The 19,416-nt window shown below is 71.8% G+C and carries 1 protein-coding gene; it reads left to right on the top strand.

Annotation, left to right across the window (positions count from 1 at the left end; translation table 11 throughout):
- Positions 1 to 32: 32 nt before the first annotated feature.
- Positions 33 to 19,409: a hypothetical protein gene (locus ACFYWJ_RS01235; RefSeq protein ID WP_355271325.1), complete on the top strand. Its 19,377-nt coding sequence runs from the start codon at positions 33 to 35 to the stop codon at positions 19,407 to 19,409.
- The last annotated feature ends 7 nt before the right edge of the window (positions 19,410 to 19,416 follow it).

Below are 19,416 nucleotides of genomic sequence, written 5' to 3'. Positions count from 1 at the left end.
CCGGGCTGCACTGGCTCTCGATTCTCGCTGGCATGGAATGGCCAGAAGGCAATGAAGACGAGATGTGGGCCATGGCCGAGGACTGGCGCACGGCCGCTGACAGTCTGCGTGGTCTCGTCGACGACATCGATGCCGCCAAAGACGCTGCGTTCAAGGCGTATCCGCAAGGCGAGGGTGTCGACGACATGCTCAAGGCCTTCGAGGGGATGGCCCGCGGCGATCAGTCGGTGACCAAGCTCGCCGAATTGTTCGACATCCTCGGTGATTCGGTCTATCAGACCGGCACCGAGATCGAATACACGAAGATCATGTTCCTGTCCTCGCTGGGCTTGCTGGCGCTGGAAATCGCTGCGGCGTGGATCTTTCCGCCGACGGCGCCCGCGGTGGAGGCGGCCGCGATCGCGGCGACCCGCGTGGTTGCACGGACGATCTTCGGCCGCGTGCTCGCGGCGATTCTGCGCCACGGCGCGAAGGCGGTCATCACCCGCGTCCTGAAGTTCATCGGCCAGCACGTGGCGATCGATACCGCGCTCGGCACCCTGCAGGAACTCGGTGTGCAGCAGTGGCAGGTGGATCAGGGCCACCGCAAGGAGATCGACTGGAACCAGGTGAAGGCCGCGGCGGTCAGCTCCGCCGCGGGCGGTCTGGCGGCCGGTCCGTTCGGCAATTTCCTCGGCAAGCGGCTCGGCGACGGCATGGCGCCGTGGCTCAAGGGCGCGATCACCGGCACCGGCGCCGGTCTGGTCGGCGCGGGCGGCGGCATGCTCGGCCAGTTCGCCTACGACGGCTTCACCCAGGGCTGGGACAAGGCCTGGGACAACCTCAAGACCGCGGCCGCCGACCCGCTCATGTGGAGCGCGGGCGCGACCAACGGCGGTATCTCCGGCCTGAACAAGGCGGGCGCCAACGCCGCGTGGTCCAAGATGAACCCCGGCCTGTTCGAGCGCCCGAGCTTCAGTTCCCGGATCCGCGAGGCCATGGGACCCGGCTACGACCTCGGGACGTTCGGGCAGGACAGCAACACCGCGGGCGGTGACGGCTCGACCAACCGTCCCGGCGCCGACGGCGAGAACCGGGCCGGTGCCGACGACGGTGCGACCGGTGCGGGCGGCGACGACGGCGTGCGCGCCGGTGCGGGCGACGACACCATGGACGGCGAAGGCTCGGGCGAGACCAGGGCGGGCGCGGGCGACGACAGCCAGTCCATGCGCCCGGCGGGCGGGACCACACCGGAGGCCGAGGGCGACGGTCCGACGAATACCGGTGCGGGACAGGCGAATCAGCACGCCGGTGACGACGGGCAGACCGCCTCGGACGGCGGCGGTGCTGGAAGCGGGCGGCAGGAGTCCAAGCCGGAGGTGCAGACCGGGGACGCGCAGGCCGGCGACGGCGGGCGTCAGGATGGTGGCAGCCAGGACAGTGGCGCCCGCGCCGAAGGCCCAGAGGCACAGTCGGATTCGGGACGCGACACCTCGCGCGCCGGGGAGGCCGACGCGGACGCCGACGGGGCGGGCGTCAACGACGGGACCCGCACCGACGCGCAGTCCGGCGGTCAGCCGGTCACGCAGGCCAACGACACCCACACGGTCAACCGGGACACCACCTCTCAGGTCGGCGCGGCTCCTGCGGCGGGGATGGCCGGGGCGGGCCCGGCGGCCACCGGCGGACCGACCCCGGGGGCGACCGGTCAGGCGCCCGTCACAGGTCAAGCGGCGACTCCCGCAACCGGTCAGCCGGCGGCCACGCCCGCGCAAACGCCCTCCACCCCAGCGCAATCCACGCCGGGTCAGCAGGCAACGCCCGGTCAGCAGGCGACCCAGGGGCAGGGTGGTCAGCCCGCGGCCCGGCCCGGTGCGCCGGATGTCCGCACCGGACTGCCCGACGGGACCCAGTCGACTCCGGAAAGTCGTTCCGCCACACCGGAAGTCCTCGGGGACGGCGGGACCAGCGAGCCGCGAGCCGACGCCGACGGTGCGGGCGACACCCGTGCCGACACCGAAAGCCGCGCGGGCGCGGCCGAACCGCGCGGCGGTGCCGGTCTCGCCGACACCCCGCTCCAGGGTCTGCACGCCGCGCCCGGTGAGGCGCCGCCGGTCCGATCGGAAGCGGAGACGACCGCCGAGCCGGTCCGCGCCGGGGAATCCGAGGTGCGGGCGGATCCGCTCGCCGATGTTCCGCCGGTCGTGCCGATCGTCGGCGATTCGGCAGCGAGCCCGGCCCGACCGGACGCGAGCCGCCCCGGCCGCGCGGGCACCGACGACACCGCGCGCGACCGCGCCGACGGAGCCGACGACCGCAGGCAGCCGCAGCCCGACGACAACGACAGCGGACCGGTCTACGACGCCCGGCTGCCCAATGGCCAGGGCGTCGTCCACCACCCCGACGGGACCGCGATCGGCGAGGACGCGCGCACCCACCGCGTGAGCAACAACGTCCGCAACGACGGCGCCCACGACGTGGTGGTGCACGGGCGCCGCGACGGCTCGGTCACCCCGAGCAACGGCGACGCGGTCCACCCGCAGGACATCGTCGACGCGATCCGCTCGAATCCGAATTACGTGCCGGGCACTCCCATTCGACTGCTGTCCTGCCACGCGGGCAATGCCAACGGCTGGGCCCAGTACATCGCCGATCAGCTCGGCGTCGACGTCACCGCGCCCACCGACCGGGTCGGTGTGAAGAACGAGCCCGACTCCGTTCCGGTGATCGATCGCGGCGGCAAGTGGCGCACGTTCAGCCCGGAATCGGCCACCGTGCCCGACGACATCTCCTCGCTGCGCCCGGATTCCGACCCGAGCGATCCGAGCGACCTCGACACCCTCGACGGTGACGGGCCACCGCTGGATCGCGACCTGGTCGACTTCATGAGCGACGACGACCCGTCGACCCGCCCCTCCGCCATGTCGTTTCTGACCCCCGAGGTCGGGACCGTCAACGCGCCGTTCAGCCGCACACCCGGCGTGGACGCGCATCTGCTCGGCGTGCTGGACATGAACGACCCGATGGTGCAGACCGCGGGCGATCCGCCCCGGATCACCCATGTGGGCGGGGAACCGATCGACGAGTTCTCGCACCGGCTCAGCGAGGAGCGGGGCCGAGCGTTCGTCGACGCGTCTACCCAGGACGCGGCCCTGGTCGCCGAGTACGAGCAGCACAAAGCCCAGCAGAAGGCGCTGGAAGCCGAGAAGGCCGCGGCGGGCCGTGAGGTACGCGATGCGGCCATCGCGCTCAAGGAAGCCCAGAACGCGCGAGACCGCGGTGCCGAGGACGGCGAGCAGCTGGTCCGCAGCGCGCAGGAGGACTTGGCGGCGGCCAAGGACAATGCCAAGGCGGCCAAGGCCGCCCTGGACAACTTCATCGCCGCCGACAAGGCCGAAGCCGAGGCAGGCAATTCGCCCGCCAAGCGCTTGGAGAAGGCCGAGGCCAACCGGCTACCCGCCGCCCGCCGCGGCCACGTCTCGTCGATCACCATCGACCGCCTCACCGGGCGCGTGTACGAGGCCGCCAACGGCACCTCCGACCAGCGCATCCACCCGTCCGAGCTGCATCCGACATTGCACGACAACGTCTCTCAGTACCAAGACCCCACGGACGTCTACCACAACGGCGGCGACCCGAGGTTCTTCCCGCACACGGACAATCCGCTCGGTCATGCCGAGATCCGCGGCACCAATGCCGCGCTGCACGATCGGGAACTGCTCAACCAGCAACGCGATCCGAGCGACCAGCTGCCGACCGACTTCGACGGCCTGGCCTCCATCCTCAACTCGCCCTACGTTCCGAGCCGGGACGCCGAGGCGCCCTGCTGCGCCAACTGCACCCGGGTGGTGCAGGGCACCGAGAGCACCGCGGGCCACATCATCGACGAGGGTGCTCCGCGCGTCGACCCGATCCGGCACGTCGACATCGAACGGGCCGCCGGCGAGGGCAACATCATCGAGCCACGGCTCGTGTCGCCGGAGTACCCCCCGGATACGGACTTCATGGGCGACGACGACGATGCCGGCCCGACTCCCGCCGCCGGTGATCCGGTGCCGCCCGGGATGGTCCGTGGGGACGACGGGCTGCTGCATCGGCCGGGGGACCGGACGGACAGCTACCGCGAACCGGACGGCACCTGGCACCACGTCGACGATCCGGCGGATACCTTCCGGGACAAGCGCTTCCGGCTGCAGAACGACACCGGTGGCTTCTACCGAGGCGACGACGACCCGCTGGCCGGCGTCGACTACGAGTACAAGGTGCAGAAGGGCGACACCGATCCGCACACCATGCAGGATCCCGACCGCGCCGACGAGCTGAAGGAAGCGTCGGACAAGCGGCTCGAGCTGCAGACGCAGCGGGACAAACAACGGGTGAAGCTCGACCGCCTGATGGCCGAGTTCGGCGTCACAGCTCGCAACGATCTGGCGCCGGACAAGGTGGCGAGCAAGATCGCCGAGCTGTCCGACGCGGTCGACAACGATGCGACGCTGTCCCAGGCCGAGAAGGACGCCAAGGCGGCGAAGCTGCTGGCCCTGCAATCGACGGCGAACAAGTACTTCACGATGGGCGTGAAGATGGTCGCCCTGTCCAAGCTGCTCGGGGAGACCGCCGGACTCGACTACGCGCTGAGCCGGCCCGGCGCGATCCTGCTCACTCCGTTCATCGGCGCCTTCGACGGGGCGGGTGTCGTCGACATGGCCTCGATCGTGCCGCCGACCCGTCCCGGCGACCCGCCGACCCTGCTCGTGGTGGAGGCCAAGGGTGTCGGTGCCACGCTCGGTGGGTCGAAAATCGCTCGGGCGGAGCAGGGTTCGCCGGAGTACCTGCGACGGACGCTCGACATGGATCAGAATCTGCGGCGCATTCTCAACGAGACGCCCGAGCAGATGCGCGCGCGGGGGATCGACCCCGACACCCCTGAGGGCCGGGCGTTCCGCCAAGCGGTGGCGGAACTGCTCGCGGCCCGCGAGAACGGGACACTGAAGGTCGAATACAAGCTGGTGCACGCCACGGCGAAGGGCGAGGTGAGCGTCACCGACCTGCGGCTGGTCCGGGACGGCGTCGATGTGCTTGCCGACGTGCCGCTGCCTGTCGACCCGGACACGCTCACTCGCCTCGCCGCCGACGACTCGATCGACTACATGGGCGACGAGGACGGCGAAACGCGCAACCGCACACCCGATTTCGCCGATCCCGAACCGCCGCAGCGGGAGGTGCGGGTCGAGCTCGGGGACAACGGGGACGTCGTCGCGCTGCATGTGCGGCTGGACGACGGGCAGTGGGTGGTCGCGCGCACCGACGGTGACGAGGGGACGCAGCACGCCCCGGCACGGCGCGACGACATTCCGGAGGTCGATACCCGGAGTACCCTGCGGCGCTTGGTCAATCAGCTCAATGCCGGGTACGAAGGGTTGAATCTCAAGTACCCGTCGGGGTCGGGGCTCGACGGCCGGGGCCAGACCGCGATTCGCGATGGTGTGGCCGGCGGCGTGCACCTGGTGACCGATCCGCCAGCGCCGACCCCTGCGGCCCCCGCGCCGCCCCCGGTCGACGGTCCGGTGGCCAGCGCGCCGCCCGCTGGTGCGGGTGATCCCGCGCTGAATGTGGCCAGGATCGGCAAGGAAGGCCTGACGATCTGGCACAACCGGGAGCATCTGCCGGTCATCGGCGGGATGCTGGGGCGCCAGGCGGACGTGGCCGGTGACTATCGCCCGGTGTACTTCCCCGACGGCACCGAGTACCGGCCGTGGATCAGCGACGCCGATCCGAACGCCGTGCGCGAGACCGTCGTCAGCGAGCTGCGGGCGAACCGGATGGAGCCCGACGAGGTCCGCGATGTCCTGAAGGAGCTGTTCGACGCCGCCCGGGATCCGCAACTGCGCCAGGACCTGATCGACGATCTGGAATTCAACGGCCTCATCGATGCCGACGAAGCGCGGGTCATGGAGGAGACGCCGCCGAGCGCGCCCGACCCGGCGCCGGAGCAGCAGGGGCCGCCGCCCGAGGGCGAGACGCTGGCCGAGATGGCCGAGCGGCTCGGTATCGAGCTCGACGGCGACGGACCGGAAGACCTGCGCCGGGCGATCGACCGCCAGAGCCACCGGCTGCTGCGGGAGATCGGCGCGATCGAGGGGCTGGCCGACGCGGCCCGGCGGGCCGACGAGGAGCAGAGCAGGCCCTACCGGCGGGCCGACCATCCCGCGCCCGCGCCCGACGACCGGTCGGTCGCCGGCCCGGATCGGCTGCGCGAAGTGGAGTCGGGCGAGCCGCGCGAGGACACCGACGACTTCGACGACTTCGACGACGAGCCCACCGGGGCGGAACCGCGGAGTCACTGGGGCGACACCAGCGCGCCGCGTCCGGTGCCGTTCTCGCGGGAGGTCAGCTTCCTCGACAAGGATCCGCTCGGCCGGTTCCTGCGCGACCTGATCGTCGCCTTCGAGGGCGTCACCGCGCTGCGGGACTACGACCGGGTCGGCAACGGCGCCGACCGGCTGCCCGAATGGGCCAGCTTCTCCGACGACCGGGAACCGGGGCGCGACGAGGCGCGGGCCCGCGAGTTCTTCGAGCACGCGCTGCGCCGCGACCAGCTGCGCGACGAATTGTCCAGCTGGGCAGCGATGTTCGGCCGCGATCTGAGCGATCTGTCCGGCGACCGGATGGAACCGACGCTGAACGAGCTGCGCGACTCCGCGCGGCAGCGGGCCCAGAACCTCGCCGATTTCATCGCGGCCGCGCAGCCGGTCCTGCAGGGTGACGGCGCGGAACCGGTCGGCAGGTCCTACGGCGACCAGGTCGCCCGGGTGCCCGACGCCGACGGCGGACCCGACCGGCTGCTCGTGGTCGACGGCGCGCTCGACCGCGAGGAGGCGCTGGCCCGCGCGCTGCGGGACAACCCGGAGCTGGCCGTCGACATCGACAACGGGCGGCTGAAGCCGGACTTCCGGGCGGTGCACGCCGACGGCACGGGCAGGCAGTTCCTCGACCCGGTGGCCACCCCGGAGGTGCAGCACATCCGCCGCACCGTGGACGGCGCCGAACTGCAGGTGACGATGCTGCGCGACGAGGACGGGCAGTGGCGGCCGGTGCAGCCGGCGCCCGAACCGCCGCCCGCCCCGCGCGACCGCGCCGACATGGTGCGCGAGATCGTCGACCTGGCCCGGCAGCTGAACCTCGGCCCGGCCGCGCTGCACCCGGACAATATCGACGCCACCATCCGCGCACTGCACCTGGACAACGCGGTGCGCGCCGGGCAGACCGAGGCACTGGCCGACTACGCCCGCACGATGGCCGACATCGAGACGTTCCATCTGATCGGGGACGCGCGCGGACAGCTGGCCACGCGGCTCGGGATTCCGGAGGGCGAGCTCACGCCGCGCCGGATCGCCGAGGCGCTGACCAATCCGAAGCAGCGGCGCGGTATCCGCCAGCAGCAGTTCGAGGACCTGCTCGACGGGCAGCAGCGTGACCCGAGCAAGACCGCCGGCTACTCCCAGCAGCTGCGCAATGTCGACGCGGCCACGGTGAAAGCCGCGCAGGAAGCCCTGATCCGGGCGCTGAGCCCGGACAACCCGGACCGGCTGCGGCCGGTTGTCGCGACGATCGACCGCTTCGGCAAGCCGTCGTACGGACCCGCCGACAGCGGAATCGATCCGACCAAACTCCGCAAGCTCGTCACGCGGCTGAATCGGCTGGGCGCAGGCGATTTCGCGCGGGACGCGCTCGCCGCGTACGCCGACGCGCTGCTGCGCATCGATCCGTACACCGACCATCCGGCGGGCACCATGGCGCGCGATCCGCGCACCACCGGTGATCCGCACATCTACGATCTCGACGCGATCCACGGGCTGCGCGCAGCGGCCGACGCGGCCGAGCCGGGCGCAGGCCCGGTCGATCTCGCCGCACAGATCGCCGACAATGTCGCCCGCTCCTATGGCGCCGACCAGCCCGTCGGCCCGGATGATCCACGGCCGCAGCCGAATCGGGACTGGGCCCGATTGGTCGGCGTCGACGTGTCCACCGCCGACGACGCGAAGTTCGTCGAGATCTACGAGGCCTACCGCGACGGCAAGATCGAAAAGCACGAGGGTCTCAGCCCGGAGAAGCTGGCGGCCGAGATCGCCGCGATCCGCGAGGAGATCCGCCTCAGGACCGAGCAGCTCGAGCGGCTGAAGGCACTGACCGACGAGTTCTACCGGCCGGTCGCCGATCTGCCGGCCGCCGATTCCCCCTCGGCCAGGCCGCACGGGGGCGCCGATCCCGACGCGCTGCCGGGTGGGCCGCGTGAGTTGCCCGCAGGGGCCCCGCCGGTGGATGGTTCGCAACCGCCTGGGAAGCAACCGGATTCGGGCACCGGCCCGGACGCCGGGCTGCCGCCGGAACGCGGCGCCGACCTCGACGACCGGGCCGACGCGAAGCTCGACCAGACCATGCGCAAGCTGGACGAGGTCGCCGACGAACTGGCCGAACCGATCGCCTCGCTGGACGATCTGGTCGGGCCCGGTGAGCCCGTCGACCCGCTGGCGCGGATCGACGAAGCAGTCGAGCGCCAGAACCGGCTCGCCGACCAAGCCGATCAGCGCCGCGCCGACCAGGCCGACGCCGCGCTGGACGAGTCGCTGCGCGAGCTCGACGCTGTCGACGAGGACCTGGCCGCGCTCCAGTCGTATCTGCGCGCCCAGCGGGAGTTCGACGCCGCGCAGGCCGAGATCGCGTCCCGGTTCGAGGAATTGGCGGCCCAGGACGCCCAGGCCGCCGCGCGGCGGGGCGAGGACACCGAACCCGACTTCGCGGTGCGCGCCGCCGATCTGGCCGCGCTCGAGTCCTATCTCGCGGCCCAGCAGAAGTTCGACGCCTTGCGCGCCGAGCTGGCGGAGGCGGCGCAGGTCCGCCAGGAGGACCTCGACGCCGAAGCCCTCGCCGACCAGCAGGCGCTGGAGTCCTATCTGCGGGCGCAGCAGGAATTCGACGCCGCCCGTGCGGAAATGGCGGCCAGGTTCGCCGCCGCGGTGGAGCGGCAGGGTGCGCCCGAGCCGGTCGGCGACGGGGCGGCCGAGGCCGACAACTCGCCCGGCGACGACGGGACGCGTCGTGGGACTTCCGACGACGACACCCGCTCACGAAACGACGACGGCGACGGCGACCCGCCCGCACCGTCGGCCGCGCCCGCCGGTCCGCCGTCCAAGCCGCCGTCGCGTCCGCCGACGGCCCCGAGCCCGGAACCCGAGGAGCCGTCGCGTCCGTCGACGCGGAACTCGGAACTCGCAGAGCCGTCGCGTCCGTCGACGCCGCCGAGTTCGGACCCCGGACAGCAGCCGCGTTCATCCGAGGCGCCGAGTTCCGAACCCGGCCAGCCGTCGCGTCCGCCGACGACCACGGAAACCCCGGAGCCGTCGAGGAGTTCGTCGCGGTTCGACTTCGGCGTCCCGAAGCCACCGGCCGAACTGGCGGTGCCGGGGGAGTCCGCGGCCGTCCTGCCCGACGCCGACTCGCCCGCGCCCGGTGACCGGCCGGACCGTGCCAAGCAGCGCAGCGATTTCCTCGACGACGTGCATCAGTTCCTCCAGGAGCTGAGCGACCTGCCGCCGTCGGCGCACGCCGACGCGCCGCCGTTGACCCCGGAGCAGGCCGAGCAGGTGCGCAGGCTCGCCGAGGCGCTGGGTCTGGGCGACGCGCTCACGGGTCAGCGTGATCCGCTCGGCGCGCTGGCCGAGATCGCCGATATGGCCAGGGCGCGCGGATTCCTGGACAGCGCTTTGGATCCCGATGCCGAGCTCGGGCGTCCGATGCGCTACCCCGACGACTACGAACCGCTCGACGCCGACGAACTGCAGGACGGTCTCGACCAGTGGCGGGTCGAGGGTGATCCCGCCGACCGTGCCGCGATCGCCGACGACCTGCGCCGGGCCGGGCTGGCGGACGACTCCCGGCCGTCGCTGGGCACCGAACCGGAGCCGGACGCGGCCGCGCAGCCGTTGCGCCCGTCCGCGATCCTGCCGCCGGACGACGGCGCGCAACGACCGGGTGGCCCACGCCTCGAGCCCGCCCAGCAGGCGCTGGACCGGCTGGCGGCCCGGTTCGGGGTCGATCCCACCGATTCCGGTTCGCTCGACGCCGCGCGCTATCGGCAGTTGCTGCGCGCCGGTGCGGTCGAGGCGTTCGCCTCGGCGGTGCGCCACGCCGAGGCGGCGACCGATCCACAGCAGCGGGCACAGCGGGAAGCCGTCGCGCGACGTTGGGCCGCCCGGCTCGGGCTGCCCGCCGACCCGGGGCTCACCCGCGCCGCCGACGACATCAACCGGCTGCGCGCCGGGGTGACGCGCGACGCCGGCGACCTCGCCCACCTGGATCATCTGCTGCAAGCCGAACTCGGCGACCGGGTGCTCTCGCTCGACATCGACGGCGAGAAGATCCTGGTGCGGCTCGTGGTCGACGGGCCCGACAGCTGGCATCTGGAACCCATCGCGCATCCCGAGCCGGCGCCGCGCACGCGGACCACCGAGCAGGCGGTCGAGGTGCCGCCGAAGAAGAACTGGCTGCGCAGGCTCTGGGACCGGATCGCCAATCGTGGCTACTACGGCGACAACCCGAAGTACCCCTCCGGTTCCAGCCAGGACAGCGCGGGACAGTCGCTGCTCGGCCACCAGGCCGGGCTGCCGCTGACCACGGTGAAGGACGCGACCCCAAACGCGCCCGGCGGCGAATACGACCAGCTCCAGATCAAGTTCAACCCCGTCCGCATCCTCAAAGAGGGCGTGTACATGTGGCAGAACCGCGAGCTGGTGCCGATTCTCAAGCACCTGTCCTCGCGGATCGCCGACCAGGCGGGTGAGTTCCTGCCGCTGCGCAACCTCGACGGCACCGAGTACAAGCCGTGGATCTCCGACGCCGATCCGGAGCTGCGTCGCCAGATCGAACAGGATCTGCGCGATGCCGGGCTCGAGCATCTGCTGGAACCGGAAAGCCTGACGCCCGCCGAACTGGCCGCGCGGGAGACGAAGGCGCTGCTGGAATCCGATGAGCCGGTCCAGATCTCGCGTGACGGCGAGGAAGTGCCCGCGGTCGCCGAACCGCTGCCGCCGTGGTTGCGCGAGGTGGTCGACGCCGTCAACGACCGGATCTCCGACGCGACCGTCCTCGAGGCACTCGCGCACGAACTCGGTGCGCGGATCACCGATTTCAGCGAGGAAGGGCTGCGCAAGGCGCTGGCCGAGGCCGAGTACCGGCTGTTGCGCCGCGACGGTGTGATCCAGGCGCTGGAAGCGGCCGCGCGGTTCTTCAATCAGGAGAACGCGGATATCCCGTTCCGGCCCGCCAACTTCCACAGCAAGGACCCGCTGGGCGCCTACCTGAAGGAAGTCGTCGCGGCCAGGGGCGAGCAGTTCGACTTCAATATGCTGAACTGGCGCGGCGTGAACAACGGCGGCGAGTGGGTCAACCCGTGGGGCGACCTCAGCGACGACGGCGACGGGCCGACCGTCCACGCCGAGGACGCCCGCAAGATCTTCGACGACGCGCTGCGCCGCGCCGGGCTGCGGGACGAGCGCTCGACGTGGGCGCACCTGGCCGGTGCCGACCTGGAAGCGCTGGTGCGCAACCTCGACGGCGAGATCGCCCAGCTGCGCGGGCAACTCGACGACAACATCGGACGGCTCGGTGAATTCACCCGGCGGGTAGCCGATTTCACTGCCGCGGATACCGGCGACCGACTGGTCGTCGATACCGAGAACGGCAAGATCGCCATCGTCGATACCGGCGCCGGGCACGAGGCCGCCTTGGCGCGGGCCTTGGCCGAGGCCGACGGGGACTTCATCGATCGGCTCAATCGCGGCGAGGTCGAGATCGAGATCCGGGCGGTCGGGATCGACGAGCAGGGCCGCGTGCACCTGCTCGAGATCGACGCTCCGGAGGTGCGGCACCTGCGCACCGAGGTGGACGGGCACACCGTCGACGCGACCATGGTGCGCGACGGGTCCGGTCCGTGGCGGATGGTCGACGCGGCGCCGCGCGCTGCCGAGGCCGAGGCGAACCTGCCCGTCGTGCCGGAGGAGTCGAATCAGCCGGTCCGCGAACCACGTTCGCTGGCCGAGGTGCGCGCCGACATCGCCGAGGTCGCCGGGCGGCTCGGGATCGACGACCCGTCGATCCTGCCGGGGGACCGGCTGAACAGCCTGCTCGCCGAGCTGGAGCGGGCCAATCAGGTGCGGGCCAGGCAGGTCGAGGGCCTGGTCGACTACGCGCGCAGCGCCGACGCGATCGACAACTTCAACGCCCTGCACAATGCGCGCAGCGCGCTGGCCCTGCGCTTCGGCGTGCCGCCCGAGGCGCTCACGCCGGAGGTGATCGCCCGTGGGCTCGCCGATCCCGGCACCCGGGTGGAGCTGCACCGGCAGCGGTCGGCGAACCTCACCGACTACGCGAAGCTGCTGCGCGCGTTCGACCCCGCCGCGGTCGACGCCGCACGTGACGCGCTCGCACCGCATCTCGGGCTGCCGCGCGGTGGCCTGCCGCTGGACGCGGCGGCACTGGCCGAGGCACTGTCGAACCGTGCGGCGCGCGGCGATCTCGACGATCTGACCGGCCCGCTCGCCGACTACGTACGAGCGCTGGCCAAGATCGATCCCTACGCCGACGACCTGGTCTACAACCCCGAGACCGATCCGCGCGCGATGGGCGACGATCCGCCGGTGCACGACCGCGACGCCCTGGACTTCCTGCGGGAAGTCGGCGCCGACGATCTCACCGACCGGTCGCCACTGCCGCCCGCGCCCGAGGACGCGGTTCCCGGTCCGAGCCGCGATCACGCCCGGCTGCTCGGCGTCGATCTGACCGGTGCCGACGACGAGCGCGTGGCGCAGGTCTACGAGTGGTTCCGCGACGGCCGCATCGACAAGCACGAACGCCTCACCCTCGAACAGCTCGCACAGGTGCACGCGGAGATCCGCGACGAGATCCGGCAGCGCGCGGCCGATATCGCCCGGTTGCGGGAGCTGCTCACCGAACCGTTCGTCACCGATCCCGAGCTGGGTGGCGCGGACCGGCACGTGCTCGAGCGCCCGGACAGTGCCCCGGGGACACCGCCGCCCGGCCCGACCCCGTCCGTCCCCGGCTCGCCGGCGCGGGCCGGATTGCCCGCCGGTCCGGTCGCCGAGGGTGACCCGGCGACCCCCGCCGACGATTCAGCGAACCCGCCGCCCGCGCGGAACACCGAGCGGGAACTCCACGGCGACGCGAGCTCGCCCGCCGACCGCGCGGCGAACGGGACCGACGATGGTCCCGAATCGCGGGGCGACGACGATCCGGGCGACCCGCCCGCGCCGCGACCCGCCCCCGGTGGTCCGCCGTCGAAGCCGCCCGCGCATCCGCCGACCGCGCTGAGCCCGGAACCCGAAGAACCGTCGAAGACTTCGTCGCCGTTCGACCGGGGGATTCCGCAGGTGCCCGCCGAACTCGCCGTGCCCGATGCCGCCGGGCTGGATCGGCCGGGCGCCGACGCGCCCGCCGATCCGCCGAGCCGTGCCGAGCAGCGCGACGTCCGGATCGACGATGTGCGGCAGTTCCTGCGTGATCTCGGTGATCTGCCGCCGTCGACCCACGCCGACGCGCCGCCGCTGACGCCGGAGCAGGCCGAGCAGGTGCGCAGGCTCGCCGAGGCGCTGGGTCTGGGTGACGCGCTCACGGGTCAGCGCGATCCCCTCGGTGCGCTGGCCGAGATCGCCGATATGGCCAGGGCGCGCGGATTCCTGGACAGTGCACTGGATCCCGACGCCGCACTGGGCGCGCCGATGCGCTACCCGGACGACTACGCGCCGCTGAACCTGGATCAGCTCCAGGACGGTGTCGACCAGTGGCGGGTCGAGGGCGATCCCGAGGTCCGCGCCGAGGTCGCCGACGACCTGCGCCGGGCCGGGCTCGAGGACGGCTCGCGGCCCTCGCTCGGTGCTGAGCCGGAACCGAACCCGCAGGCCCAGCCGCTGCACCCCACCGCGATCCTGCCGCCCGCCGACGGCACCCAGCAGCCGGGCGGGCCGCGGATGGAGCCTGCCCAGCAGGCACTGGACCGGCTGGCCGCGCGGTTCGGCGTCGACCTCACCGATTCCGGTTCCCTCGACGGGGCTCGCTACCGGCAGCTGCTGCGCGCGGGCGCGGTCGAGGCGTTCGCCTCGGCGGTGCGCCATGCCGAGGCGGCGACCGATCCGCGGCAGCGGGCGGTGCGCGAGGCCGTCGCGCGTCGCTGGGCGGCCCGGCTCGGGCTGGCGGCCGATCCTGGACTCGTCCGCGCCGCCGACGACATCACCCGGTTGCGCGCCGGCGTCACCCGCGACGCCGCCGACCTCGCGCATCTGGATCGGCTGGCGCGCACCGCACTCGACGACCGGATGCTGTCCGTCGATGTCGACGGCGACCAGACGCTCGTCCGCCGGGTCGAGGACGGGCCGGACGCCTGGCACCTGGAACCCGTCGCGCGGCCCCAGCCGACGTCGCCGACGCCGCCCGCGGAGAAGGCCGTCGAGACGCCGAAGAAGAACTGGCTGCGCAGGCTCTGGGACCGGATCGCCCACCGTGGCTTCTACGGCGAGAACCCGAAGTACCCGTCCGGGTCGACTCAGGACAGCGCCGCGCTGTCGATGCTCGGCCACAGTGCCGGGCTGCCGCTGACCACGATGAAGGACGCGACCCCGGACGCACCGGGCGGCGAATACGAACAGCTCCAGCTCAAGTTCAATCCGGTGCGCGTTCTCAAGGAGAGCATCGAGATGTGGCGCAAGCGCGAGCTGGTGCCGATTCTCAAGCATCTGTCCTCGCGAATCGCGAACCAGGCCGGGGAATTCCTGCCGCTGCGCAATCTCGACGGCACCGAGTACAAGCCGTGGATCTCCGATGCCGATCCGGAACTGCGTCGTCGGATCGAGCAGGATCTGCGCGATGCCGGGCTCGAGCACCTGCTCGAACCGGAAAGCCTGACACCGTCGGAGCTGGCCGCGCGAGAAGCACCGGAGCTCACCGAAATCGCTGAGCCGCAGCAGCTGACGGGCGAATCCGAGCAGTCACCCGCGGTCGCCGAGCCGCTGCCACCGTGGTTGCAGGACGTGGTCGACGCGGTGAATCAGCGCATCGCCGACGCCACCGTGCTCGACGCGCTCGCCCGCGAACTCGGCGTGCGGATCACCGATTTCAGCGAGGAGGGCCTGCGCAAGGCGCTGGCCGAGGCCGAGTACCGGCTGTTGCGCCGCGACGGTGTGATCCAGGCGCTGGAGGCCGCCGCGCGGTTCTTCAACCAGGAGCACGCGGACATTCCGTTCCGGCCCGCCAACTTCTTCAGCAAGGACCCGCTGGGCGCCTACTTGAAGGAAGTCGTCGCGGCCAGGGGCGACGAGTTCAGCTTCGACATGCTGAACTGGCGCGGGGTGAACAACGGCGGCGAATGGGTCGACATCTGGCCCGATCTGAGCGACGACGGTGGTTCGGGGACCGTCCACGCCGAGGACGCGCGCAAGATCTTCGACGACGCGCTGCGCCGCGCGGGGCTGCGGGACGAGCGGTCGACGTGGGCGCATCTGGCCGCCGCCGATCTGGAAGCGCTGGTGCGCAATCTCGACGGCGAGATCGCCAGGCTGCGTGGACAGCTCGATGACAATGTCGGTGTGCTGGGTGAATTCACTCGGCGGGTGGCCGATTTCGATGCCGCGGATACCGGTGATCGCCTGGTGGTCGATACCGAGAACGACCGGATCGCGATCGTCGACACGGGTGCCGGGCACGAGGCCGCGCTGGCCAGGGCGCTGGCGGACGCCGACGCGGACTTCATCGATCGGCTCAATCGCGGCGAGGTCGAGATCGAGATCAGGATCGTCGGCGTCGACGACCAGGGGCGCGTGCGCGTCCTGGAGGTCGACGCTCCGGAGATCCGGCACCTGCGGGGTGAGCTGGACGGACGCACCGTCGACGCGACCATGGTGCGGGACGGCTCGGGCCCGTGGCGGATGATCGAGACCCCGCCCCGGCACACCGCGCCGGAGCCGAACCTGCCGGTCGTCGCCGAGGACGCGAATCAGCCGGTGCGGGAACCGCGTTCGCTGACCGAGGTGCGTGCCGAGCTCGCCGAGGTGGCGGGCAGGCTGGGCATCGACGATCCGTCGAACCTGTCGGCCGAGCGCCTGACCGAGCTGCTCGCCGACCTGGAACGGGCCAATCAGGTGCGGGCCAGGCAGCTCGAAGCGGCCGTCGACTACGCGCTCAGCGTCGACGCGGTCGACAACTTCAACGCCCTGCACAATGCGCGCAGCGCGCTGGCGCTGCGGTTCGGCGTCGAGCCGGGCGATCTCGGCCCCGACCTGGTCGCGGAACGACTCGCCGATCCCGGTACGCGGGTGGAGCTGCACCGCCAGCGCGCCAGGGACCTCACCGACTACGCGAAGCTGCTGCGCGCGTTCGACCCCGCCGCGGTCGACGCGGCACGTGACGCGCTCGCACCGCATCTCGGGCTGCCACGCGGTGGCCTGCCGCTGGACGCCGCCGCGCTGGCCGAGGCACTGTCGAACCGGGCCGCGCGCGGCGATCTCGACGATCTGACCGGTCCGCTCGCCGACTACGTGCGAGCGCTGGCGAAGATCGACCCGTATGCCGAAGATCTGGTCTACAACCCGGAGACCGATCCGCGTGCCGTCGGTGACGATCCGCCCGTGCACGACCGCGACGCCCTGGACTTCCTGCGGGAAGTCGGCGCCGACGATCTCGGCAACCGCTCGCCGCTGCCACCCGCGCCAGGCGACGCCGTCCCCGGTCCCAGCCGCGACCACGCCCGGCTGCTCGGCGCCGACCTCACCGACGCCGACGACGAGAAGGTCGCGAAGGTCTACGACTGGTTCCGAGACGGCCGCATCGACAAGCACGAGCGCCTCACCCTGGACAAGCTCGCCGAGATCCACGAGCAGATCCGCGACGAGATCCGCCGGACGGCAGCCGATATCGCCCGCCTGCGGGAGCTGCTCACCGAACCGTTCGTCACCGACCCCGAGCTCGGCGGGCCGGACCGGCCCGGGTTGCACGCACCGGCCGAGGAAGCCCCGGGGCCGAACCCCGATGGATCACCGTCGCCCGACCCGTCCGTGAACGGTGCGCCGGTGCGCCCCGGGCTGCCCGCGGGCCCTGAGAACCGGCAGCCGGCGGAGAATGGACCGTCCACGGGCTCGGAGAACCGACCTCCGGCGGAGCACGCTGACCCCGGCCTGCCGGGAGACTCCTCCGAGTCGCGCCCATCCGCTGATACGAATGCTGTCGCGTCCGGGAATGGTCAGTCTCAGCGCCCGGTGGTGAACCCGGTGACTGATCCCGGTGATCCTGGTATCGCGAATCCGCCTGCGGGTGAGGGTGTTCGCGGTCCCGTGGTGCGTGATCCGGCCGAGTCCGGGGTGGACGAGGATCGGAGTGCCGAGTCGCCGGATTCCGGTGATGGTTCGCGTCGACGGCCGTCCGTCGATCCGGGTGACGGTGTCAGTCAGGGTGATTCATCGCAGCCGCCGGTCATGAGGCCCGTGGTCGATCCGGGTGATCCGGGTCTTTCGGCTGATCATCAGGCGGGTGACGGTGTTCGTCGGCCGGTGGTCGGTGGTCCGGAGCAGTCCGGAGTCGACGCTGATCGAGGTGCGGATTCGTTCGAGCCTGGTGATGGTTCACGGCGTCGGCCGTCCGTTGATCCGGATGGTGTTGCGGTCGATGCTGGTTCGTCTCGTTCGCCGGTGTTGAGGCCTGTGGTCGATCCGGGTATTCCGGCTGATCGGCATGCGGGCGAGGGCGCTCGTCGGCCGGTGGTCGGTGGTCCGGAGGAGTCCGGAACTGATGCCGGCCGGGGTGCCGATCGGTCGGAGCCTGGTGATGGTTCGCGTCCTCGGCCGCCGGTGGGTGGTGATCCGGATACCGATGGTGGTCGGGACAGGTCCGGTGATTCGGATGCCGATCGGGAAGGTGCGCAGGAACCGGACAAGGGTTTCGATCTGGGTGGTCAGACGCCGCCGCGTACTCCGGACGGGGATCGGCCGGGTGTGGGTCGGCAGTTGCCGGGGTCCGCCTACCGGTCGCACATTCCGCATCCGCCGCACGAGTACGAGGTGGAGCTCGAGGTACCGCGGTTCGACGCCGTCGAATGGCCGGTGCCCCCACTGGAATCGACGCCCGAGCCGCCGCGTCCGCCTGAGCCGCCGCGTCCGCCCGAACAGCCGCGTCCGCCGTTGCCGCCGAGCCCGCCGGACCGGCCGGATCCGCCGTGCCCACCGGAGGTTCCCGAGCCGCCGCGCCCACCGGTGCCGCCGCAGCAGCCGGTGCCACCGACTCCGCACGAGCCGGCGCCCCCCTCGTGGCCGGTTCCGCCGACCCCGCCGGTCGGTGGCCCCAACCTGCCGCCTCTCCCGCCCTGGGCGCCCCAACCGCCAGGGACAGGTCAGCCGTACCCGCCGGGTAATGGTCAGCCGTATCCACCAGGCAACGGTCAGCCGTACCCGCCGGGCAATGGTCAGCCGTACCCGCCCGGTAGTGGTGAGCCATATCCGCCCGGCAATGGTCAGCCGTACCCGCCGGGTGGCGGTGGGCCGTTCCCGCCCGGGAGCGGTCAGCCGTACCCGCCTGGCAACGGTCAGCCGTTCCCACCCGGTAATGGTCAGCCGTATCCGCCCGGTAATGGTCAGCCGTACCCACCTGGCAATGGTCAGCCGTACCCACCTGGGAATGGTCAGCCGTCGCCCGGTAGTGGTGAGCCTTTCCCTCCGGGTAGTGGTCAGCCGTATCCGCCCGGTAATGGTCAGCCGTACCCACCTGGCAATGGTCAGCCGTACCCACCTGGGAATGGTCAGCCGTCGCCCGGGAATGGTCAGCCGTATCCGACAGGGAACGGGCAAGGTAACGGGCAATCCGGGGCGCAGCCGGGGGCCGGTTATCCGTCGGGTGGTGCACCGATGTATCCGCCGCCTGCGATGCCGCCGGGTGCGGGGCAGGGTGGTCAGCGCAGGCCGTATCGGCCCGAGTATCAGGCGCCGGTCGAGCGGGTGGTGCTGGTCGTGCGCCCGTACGGCAGTGGTGTGCTCGCCGAGTTCGATCCGCGGTCCGGGGCCTTGCGGCCCGCGCCGCCGGGGCACATCGGCGCGGACGGTCTGTATGCCGATCTCGGCGGGGTGACGGTGGTCTTCTACCGGCTCGCCGATCGGCTGATGGTGCAGGTGGGTACGCAGGCGATCGATCTCAGCAGCGCCGCGCAGGTGGGCTGGGAGCGCTCGCCGCAGCGGATGACGCGGTTCACCGTCGCGGTGGGCGGCAGGCCGATGGGCGAGCTCATCTACCGCGCGCTCCCACCGGAACTGGACCTCGGCCTGCTGATCCGTAACGTAGTTGCCGATCCGGCCAGCCGGATGACAATGTTCAGCGACAGAGCCTGACCGATCG

The organism is Nocardia sp. NPDC003269 (assembly GCF_042888005.1).
Lineage (GTDB): Bacteria > Actinomycetota > Actinomycetes > Mycobacteriales > Mycobacteriaceae > Nocardia.
The sequence above is the reverse complement of the archived record's forward strand: the minus strand, read 5'-3'. Positions and strand labels throughout refer to the sequence as shown.